Genomic DNA, 8,606 nt, shown 5'->3' on the forward strand with positions numbered 1-8,606 from the left:
ACAGTTGCCCCGTGAACCGGAACGCCATCATCGCCGGTCGTTATCGGCTGGAGCACAAGGTCGGCCGGGGCGCGATGGGCGTGGTGTGGCAGGCGCGGGACGAACGGCTCGACCGCACGGTCGCGGTCAAACAGCTGCTGCCGGACAACTCCCCGGGTGACGCGCCGTTCCGGTCGATCGTGCGCGCGATGCGGGAGGCCCGGGTCGCCGCGCGGCTCAAGCATCCGCATGCCGTCACCGTCTACGACGTCGTCGAACAGGACGGAACCCCTTATCTGATCATGGAGTTCCTGCCGTCGCGGCCGCTGACGGAACTCCTCGCGGACGACGGCCCGCTCCCCGCGGGCCGGGTGGCGGAACTCGGCGCGCAGATCGCCTCGGCGCTGGCCGCCGCGCACGAGGACGGCATCCTGCACCGGGACGTCACACCCAACAACATCCTGATCACCGAGGACGGGCAAGCGAAGATCGCCGACTTCGGCCTGTCCCACGCCACGGGCGAAGGGACGATGACCGGCGACGGTCTCGTCGTCGGCACACCCGCGTTCCTCTCCCCCGAGGTCGCGGACGGCGAGGAGCCCGGCTATCCGTCGGACGTGTTCTCCCTCGGCTCCACGCTGTACACCGCGCTGGAAGGCGCGCCGCCGTTCGGCACCGACGGCAACCAGATCGCCCTCCTCAAACGGGTCGCCCGCGGCGAGATCACCGCGCCGCGGTCCACCGGCCCGCTCACGGACGTCCTGCTGCGGATGCTCCGGCGCGATCCACTGGAACGGCCGGACATGGCCGAGGCCGAGCGGATGCTCGCCGCCGTCGCCGACGGCCGTCCGGCGATCCTGTCCGGCACCAAACGGCTTCCCGTGCCCGCTCGTCGTTCACGCCTGCCGTTCGCCATCGCGGGCGGTGTGGTCGTGGCGGGCGGTGTGCTGGCGGGCGTCCTCCTGTTCGACGGCGATGCGCCCGAGGCTCCGCTGGCGGCACCGATCGCGACCACACCCGCCGCGAAACCGGTGTGCGAAGCGCGTTACGAGGTGGCCAATCGCTGGCCCGGCGGCTCGGAGATCCGCGTATCCGTGCGGAACTCCCAGGACACCCGGCTCACCGGCTGGGAGGTCAGCTGGACCCTGCCGCCCGGCACCCGCATCGCCAATCTGTGGAACGGTTCCCTGGCACAGGACGGCGATCGCGTGCGGGTGTCCGAAGCCGACTGGAACGCGGTCCTGCCCGCCGGCGGGACGACCACCTTCGGCTTCATCGCGACCACCGGCGAAGACGGTGGGGACACGCCGGTCGCGGAGTGCCGGAGTTCTCAGCGGTGAGAATCGGAGTTCTTCCCCACACTCAGCGAGCGGTGGATTCCCGCGCGTTCAAGCGCACGGGGACCTCGATCCGGCGCGGCTCGCCGTCGGACGCCTTCCCCTCGATGAGGTCCATCAACGCCGTGGCCGCACGGCCGCCCACCTCACGGGGATGCACGAACATGCCGGTCACCTGCGGTGAGGTGAGCCGGAGCGATCCGCTGTCGACCGCACTGCAGATCCCGAGCGCGCCGGGCACCGCGAGCCTGCGGCGACGGGCCTCGTGGAGGACGCCGAGGGCGAGGTTCTCCGACGTCGTGAACACGGCGTCCGGGCACACCCGCCGGTCGAGCAGCCTGCCCAGCGCCTCCGCCGTGCCTTCGGTGGTCGGCGGTTCGTCGATCTCGGCCACCACCGGCTCCAGGCCCCGAGCCTCCGTCCAGCCCCGGTATCCCGCGACCAGATCCGCCGCATAGGAGCGGCGGGTGTCGGTGGTGATCATCGCGGGACGCTCGTAACCGTTGTCCGCCAAGTGATCCAGCATCAGCCGCGCGGCCGCGACCAGGTCGTTGTCGACGACGACCGGCACCGGGCAGGGCGCCGCCATCGGACGTCCGACGGTCACCAGCGGCCGGTCACGGCACCAGCCGGTCGCGAAGAACGGCTCGTCCCCACGGGGATCCACCAGGATCGCGCCGTCGACGGCGAAGGCGTTCAGCCGGTCGAGGTCGGCTTCCCTCGGCGTCAGAAGCAAGGCGTACGACCGTTTCGACGCCACTTCGGCCGCCCCGTTGAGGACTTCGAGGAAGTAGTCCGAGTTGGGCACGAGCGCGCACGCGCTGCCCGCGTCGACCGAGTTCGCGAGCTGGATCGCCAAGGTGCGGCTGCGCCGGGTGACCAGCTGTTGTGCGTGCACGCTGGCCTGGTAACCGAGTTCGGCCGCCGCCCGCGCGACGCGCTGCCGGGTCTCTTCGGAGATCCGGCCCTGCCCGCTCAGCACATGCGAGACGGTGGTGATCGAGACCCCCGCGGCCGCGGCGACGTCACGGATGGTCGGCGACACTCAGGCCTCCACGGGCGGTCCCCAAACGCGGTTCGGCCGGTCGGTGTCCAGCCGATAGTCGGTGACGTGGGCGTCACCCAGCCTACGTCCGAGGTCCGCCGCGGCCTCCAGCGGCCGGGCGGGATCGCGCTCCACCTCGCCCCGGCTGTTGCCGACGCCGACCACGATCCCGGCGAGGTCCTGACGCAGGTAACGGGTGAGTTCCTGGAACTGGGCTTCGAGCCCGAGTGTCGCGCCGCGGTAGCTCTCCTCGCAGGAGATCAGCACGGCGGCGCGTTTGTCCATCAGCCCGGGCACGACTTCGGCGGTGTGCGGCGAACTGCCGGAGGTGTAACAGAAAAGCCGGTCGAAGAAGGACTTCAGCCGACCGGTCATGCCGTACCAGTGCAGTGGTGTCGCGTAGACGATCGCGTCCGCAGGGAGCACGTGGTCGAACAGCAGTCGCTCGTAACCGTCCGCGATGCCGCAGGACCGGTCGCTCAGCCGGCAGTCGCGGCAGTCCCCCAGCGGCGACTCGACGAAATCGGAAAGGCGGACGAAGCCGACCGTGTGTCCCGCTTCCTCCGCCCCTTTGGCCAAAGCCTGGGCGAGGGCCCAGGAATTGCCCTCACGACGCGGACTCGAATCGAGCACCAAGACCTTCACGTGGTTCTCCCCGGAGAGACTGCAAAAACGCTTTTGCAGTCTCTCCGGGGAAGGTTTCCGCTGTCAAGCGACCGAGGTCAGGCGACCTTGGCGGCCGCCGCGAGGATGACCTCCGCGACGACGTCCGGCCGCGAGACCGAGACGGCGTGCGAAGCACCGGTCCTGGTGACCTCCGAACCGGCGCGCTCGGACATGAACGCCTGCGCCGCGGCGGGGATCGCGTGGTCCTGCTCGGCGATCAGCGCCCACGACGGCAGGTTCTTCCAGGCAGGCTCGCCGTCGAACGGCGTGGCGAGCGCGCGTTCGGTGACCGGACGCTGGGTGACCGCCATGACGTCGGCGGTCTCCGCGGGGACGTCGGCCGCGAACACGTCCGAGAAGTTCTCGGGCTTGATCGACAGCTCGCCCTGGGAAGCCAGGACGTTCGTGGTGTCCGGGCCGAGCTTGCCGCCTTCGAACCGGCCGGACAGCTCGAACACGCTCTCCCCCGCCTCCGGCTGGAAGGCGGCGATGAAGACGAGCGCCTTGACGTTCGGCGCGATGGTGGCCGCGCGGCTGATCACCACGCCGCCGTAGGAATGCCCGGCCAGCACCACGGGGCCGTCCACGCCGTTGACGACGTCGGCGACGTAGTCCGCGTCGGACTCGATGCCGCGCAGCGGGTTCGACGCCGCCAGCACCCGGTAGCCCTGCTCACGCAGCTTCGGGACGACGCCGTTCCAGCTGGACGAGTCGGCGAAAGCACCGTGGACCAGGACGATGGTGGGCTTCTGGTTGGTCATGGTGGCTCCTTCAGATCAGGGAGAACGATCGGTCTTTCTGCCTGAACAATGCTCGCCCCGATGGCCTTCCGCAACGTGACGAAGACGACCTGGTGGAATGACCGTTCTTTCTCTACGGTTGGGGAATGCCGACTGTCGACCGGGACGTACATCCGAAGATCCGGCTGCTCGAGACAGCGTCACGGCTGTTCTACGCCGAGGGCATCCATGCCGTCGGCGTGGAGCGCCTGGTCTCCGAGGCGGCCGTGACCAGGGCGACGTTCTACCGCCACTACCCCACCAAGGACGACCTCGTCGCCGCCTACCTGAGCACCACGAGCGAGAAGATCCGCGTGGGCGTCGACGCGGTGACCAGCGAGAAACCCGCCCGCGAAGCGCTGCTCGCCGCACTGGGCATCATCGGCGACCGGACGCTCGACGACGACTTCCGCGGCTGCCCGTTTCTCAATGCCGCGGCCGAATACCCCGACCCCGGACACCAGGTCCGCCAGGTCATCGACGACCACCGGGACTGGTTCTTCGGCGTCCTTCGCGACCTGGCACGCGACGCGGGCCACGCCGACCCGGACCACGCCGCCCGCACTCTCGTCCTTCTCCGCGACGGCGCGCTTCACGGCGGCAACCTCGACGACGCCGAGACCGTGCGCGCCACTTTGCACCGAGCCGTGGCCGACCTCGTCCCCTGAGCTTCATCGCGTCTTCTCGACGGTCGTAACAAGTGCTACCTTCGCGGGAGGGGGCCGGACCGAGGAGCGGCGACGATGAGGCTTTCTCCCAGCGCGCACGTCGACCCGTTCTGCCGTGACCGGCTGCCGCCCGCCGAGCAGTGGCCGGAGTTCGTGTTCAACCTGCCGGAACTGCGGTATCCCGACAGGCTGAACGCCGCGACCGCACTGCTCGACGACACCGCGGCGCGCTTCGGTCCGGACAGGCCCTGTCTGCTCTCCCTCGCCGAAACGTGGACATACGGCGAAGTCCTGGCCCGCGCCAACCGCGTCGCCCACGTCCTGGTCACCGATTTCGGGGTGGCCCCCGGAGACCGGGTGCTGTTGCGGGGCACCAACACCCCGTGGCTCGCGGCGGCCTGGCTGGCCGTGCTCAAGGCGGGCGCGGTGGCCGTCACGACCATGCCGATGCTGCGGCGTGCCGAACTCGACAAGATCGTCGGCCGCGCGAAGCCCGCACTCGCCGTTTGCGACGAACGCCTGCTGGACGAACTCCCGGCCGATCTGCCCGTCGTGTCGTACGGAACGGATCTGGCCGCCCGCGCGGAGCGACATCCGCCCACGTTCGCCGACGTCCCGACCGCGGCCGACGACGTCGCCCTGCTGGCCTTCACCTCCGGCACGACGGGATCCCCGAAGGCGACGATGCATTTCCATCGCGACCTGCTCGCGATCGCCGACACGTTCTCCCGGCACATCGTGCGCCCGGCGTCCGACGATCTCTTCTGCGGCACCCCACCGCTGGCCTTCACCTTCGGCCTCGGCGGCCTGCTGGTCTTTCCCTTGCGTGCGGGCGCGGCCACGCTTCTGGTCGAACGCGCCACTCCGGCGGAACTCGCCGCCATCGTCGCCGACAAGGGCGTCACGGTCCTCTTCACCGCCCCGACCGCGTATCGGGCGATTCTGAACGCCGGCGACGGACGACTCCTGGCCGGAGTGCGCCGGGCCGTCTCCGCCGGCGAATCGCTTCCCGCTCCCGTGGCCGAGCGGTATCGGGAAGTCGTCGGACGGCCGCTCATCGACGGACTCGGCAGCACCGAAATGCTGCACGTGTTCATCTCCGCCGCCGACGACACCGCACGTCCCGGCGCGACCGGGAAGGTCGTACCCGGCTACGAAGCGGCCGTTCTCGACATCGACGGCTCACCCGTTCCCGACGGCACTCCAGGGTTCCTGGCGGTGCGAGGCCCCACCGGCTGCCGCTATCTCGAGGACCCGCGCCAACAGGACTACGTGCGCGGCGGCTGGAACATCACCGGCGACACCTACGTCCGCGACGCCGACGGTTACTTCCGGTTCGTCGCCCGCAGCGACGACATGATCATCTCGTCGGGCTACAACATCGCCGCGCCCGAGGTCGAGGAAGTCCTGCTCACCCATCCGGACGTGGACGAATGCGCCGTCATCGGCACACCGGACCCCGACCGCGGTTCGGTCGTGACGGCGTTCGTCGTACCACGTCCCGGCGCCGACCCGAGCACGGACCTGGCGCGGGCACTGCAGGACCACGCCAAGGCGACCGCGGCGCCGTACAAGTATCCGCGGCGCGTGCGGTTCATCGAGGCGTTGCCGCGTAATGCGAGTGGAAAGTTGCAGCGGTACCTGTTGCGAGAGCTGTGACTTCTGTCCACATTGGACTCGCCTGGATTCTTCCCCTTTGACACACCTCGTTTGCCTTACCTGTCCGTCGTCGATCCGCGTCTTCATGTGACGACAGGCGTTAGTTGGCATCACCGTCTCGTCTGACGTTGTAGTTCTTGGCCAGGTGCAGTCGATAGTCGGCATGGCTGGCAGCACGTGGTGTCTGCCAGCTTCAGCGTTGTACTTGGATGTCGCGGTGATGGTCGCGCAGGACGCTGGCGTGGTCGCACGTGTTCGGCAACCTCCGCGCAGGAGGCGAGGTTTCTTGCATGCCCTTGTCGATCGGCATGGCGCCGCGCGATTGTGAGGAGCCATTTCTTCTGGTGCCGGGATTGTCTGCTCCGCGACCGCCTTCGCTGTCGAACGGCCTTCGCGTGCTTGTCGCGACAGTTCGCGACGGTCGCGTTCGCTGTCGAGAGGAGGTTGCTGATGCGTCAGGTCCGGGGCCGATCGATTCGACCGAGGAAGCTAGGGACTAGGTCGTCCAGCCGAGTTGGCCGAGCCGGTCGCGAGGTGGCCCGCGTGAGGGAACCTGATGTCTGGAAGGGGCTACGCCCGGTGCTGTGCCTGCTGGCCTTCGCCGCGGCTGCCCTGGAGGACAACGAGGCCCTTGCCGTTGTGGCAAGGGCGCTCATCGCGGTTGGTGACATGATCGTCAACGCTGGTCGGCACAAGCGGTCATAACACCAGGTCCGGCCGTCGTATGGCGGCCGGACCACCACCGCATCCAGGAAACCTTACGCGCGGTCGGCGTGCAAATGGAGACGCAGGATCAGGTCCTGAACCGTAACGAAATATGGTTTCGTTACATCGAATTCTTACGTAGCCGGGAGGGGTGGTCTGATGGGGGACGCTGTCGGCGTTTGCCCGTCGTGCGGAGGTCCGCTTCCCCCGAACTCCGGGAGGGGACGCCCCCGACGGTACTGCTCGGCCGCATGCCGCACGGCGGGCCATCGAGCCCGCGAGCGCGATGACAGGATGGCCGAGGCCCGCAGTGCGCGCCGCTGCGTGAACAGCGTGGCCGGGCACGCCTGCCAACGGCAGGCAAAGTTCGTGGTGACCGTGGACGGCCGAGAGGTACGCACCTGCGGCATCTGCCGCGAACTGGTCATGGCGTTCCTGACCAGGCAGGGCGCGACCGCCACGACCGTGGACGTCGAGCCGTTCGACAGGCCGTCCGCGTGGCGCGCGAGTGCTCCCGTCGCACACGACAGCCAGTCCCGCGGCCGGATCCTGGTATTGGAGGATGACGACAATCTGCGCGGGATAGTCGCGCGCGAGCTGCGAGCACGAGGATATGAGGTAACGGAGGAGGGGGATCTGCCTGCCGTGGACGAGCGGGTGCGCACCGACCCGCCGGACCTGCTTCTCCTCGACCGCATCGTCCCCTCCGGAGACGCTCTTAACTGGGTTCGACACGTGCGCGCCTACGGCAACGCGATCCCGGTGGTAATCCTGACCGCACGCGACTCGCTACACGACCGGCTCGATGGCTTCGAACGCCACGTCGACGACTACATCGTCAAACCGTTCTCAATGACTGATCTTGCCACCCGAGTGGGCAGAGTGCTGCGCCGATCCCGTCCGGACAGCCATGCCGAGCAGACCTACACCGACAGCTTCGTCCATCTGGACTTCCAAGCAGGCGAACTCCGGGTCAGTGGCATCGCGGTGCCGCTGACCCGGCAGGAATTCCGTTTTCTCGAAGTGCTGGTGCGCAACGCCGGGGCGATCCAGTCAAGGGAGAAAATCGCTCGCGCGCTGTGGGATAAGAAACCGTCGTCGATGAGCTCGCTGGACGTTGTGGCCCATCGGCTGCGCCAGAAGCTGAAACCGACGGATCTGGGCGAAAGCCCGATCGTCGCCGCGCGGGGCAGGGGCTACCTGTACCAGGTGCCGGCAACATCTGCCGGACAAGCGACAGAGCTGCTCGCCCGACATTCCGGCTACGGCCACGCCAGCCGAGCCCTCGACATTCTCAACGCCCACGAGCGCCAGGAAACGCACACCGAGATTCCCGACCAAGACTGACCCGCCAGCCAGTCGGCCGGCCACATGGCAGGTCCCGTCGACCGAGCACAGCGCACCATGCCAATTAACGCTGGGATATGCCAACTATCACCTGTCGTCACACTTCACCAGAATGCGAAACCAATTCCGGAGCAACCTTCACATTCGCACGTCTGTTCGAACGCTGGTATTCTTGTGGGGTGTCCAGCCAACGAATCCTCGAACCGCCACAGGAGCTGTGGCGCGCCGGTGCGCGCGAACTCGCGCACGGTGTCGTGGAGCGGTTGTCGGTGGCACGACAGGCGTTGGCGGAGATCGGGCAGTTCCTGACGGAGATCGAATCCCGCGGCCCGATGGAGCTATTCGGGCATGGTTCGACCGCGGGCTGGTTCGCCGAAACCGCCCGCATCACCCCCACAGAGGCCCACGACACCGTGAAGCG

General features: G+C 68.3%; 8 protein-coding genes and 1 pseudogene. 6 read left to right on the forward strand and 3 right to left on the reverse strand.

Going from position 1 to position 8,606, the window contains the following annotated elements; translation table 11 throughout:
* Positions 1–11: 11 nt before the first annotated feature.
* Complete coding sequence (locus tag ACLJO0_RS19350) at positions 12–1,319, forward strand: protein kinase domain-containing protein (RefSeq protein ID WP_410579864.1); 1,308 nt, start codon at positions 12–14, stop codon at positions 1,317–1,319.
* A gap of 22 nt (positions 1,320–1,341) precedes the next feature.
* Here ACLJO0_RS19350 and ACLJO0_RS19355 read toward each other — a convergent pair whose 3' ends face one another.
* The 3 genes from ACLJO0_RS19355 to ACLJO0_RS19365 form a co-directional block, all read right to left on the reverse strand.
* Positions 1,342–2,361, reverse strand: coding sequence for a LacI family DNA-binding transcriptional regulator (locus tag ACLJO0_RS19355; RefSeq protein ID WP_410579865.1), 1,020 nt, complete (start codon positions 2,359–2,361; stop codon positions 1,342–1,344).
* Entirely contained in the window at positions 2,362–3,006 is a 645-nt protein-coding gene (locus tag ACLJO0_RS19360; RefSeq protein ID WP_410579866.1) for a flavodoxin family protein, read from the reverse strand.
* A 77-nt stretch (positions 3,007–3,083) separates the two neighbouring features.
* Complete coding sequence (locus ACLJO0_RS19365; protein ID WP_410579867.1) at positions 3,084–3,788, reverse strand: alpha/beta fold hydrolase; 705 nt, start codon at positions 3,786–3,788, stop codon at positions 3,084–3,086.
* 125 nt (positions 3,789–3,913) lie between these two features.
* On the opposite strand from ACLJO0_RS19365, the gene ACLJO0_RS19370 reads away from it, so the two are divergent.
* The 5 genes and pseudogenes from ACLJO0_RS19370 to ACLJO0_RS19390 form a co-directional block, all read left to right on the forward strand.
* A complete protein-coding gene (locus ACLJO0_RS19370) occupies positions 3,914–4,474 on the forward strand; it encodes a TetR/AcrR family transcriptional regulator (protein ID WP_410579868.1) in 561 nt (186 codons plus the stop codon).
* A 75-nt stretch (positions 4,475–4,549) separates the two neighbouring features.
* On the forward strand, positions 4,550–6,133 hold the full coding sequence (locus ACLJO0_RS19375; RefSeq protein ID WP_410579869.1) for an AMP-binding protein: 1,584 nt from the start codon (positions 4,550–4,552) through the stop codon (positions 6,131–6,133).
* 543 nt (positions 6,134–6,676) lie between these two features.
* Positions 6,677–6,838, forward strand: a complete 162-nt coding sequence (locus ACLJO0_RS19380) for a hypothetical protein (protein WP_410579870.1) — start codon at positions 6,677–6,679, stop codon at positions 6,836–6,838.
* A 294-nt stretch (positions 6,839–7,132) separates the two neighbouring features.
* Complete coding sequence (locus ACLJO0_RS19385) at positions 7,133–8,185, forward strand: response regulator transcription factor (RefSeq protein WP_410579871.1); 1,053 nt, start codon at positions 7,133–7,135, stop codon at positions 8,183–8,185.
* 179 nt (positions 8,186–8,364) lie between these two features.
* Positions 8,365–8,606, forward strand: a pseudogene (locus tag ACLJO0_RS19390) (HNH endonuclease); the annotation flags it as partial.

The sequence above is a fragment of the Amycolatopsis sp. lyj-108 genome (genome assembly GCF_046549005.1).
In the GTDB taxonomy this organism is placed as follows: domain Bacteria; phylum Actinomycetota; class Actinomycetes; order Mycobacteriales; family Pseudonocardiaceae; genus Amycolatopsis.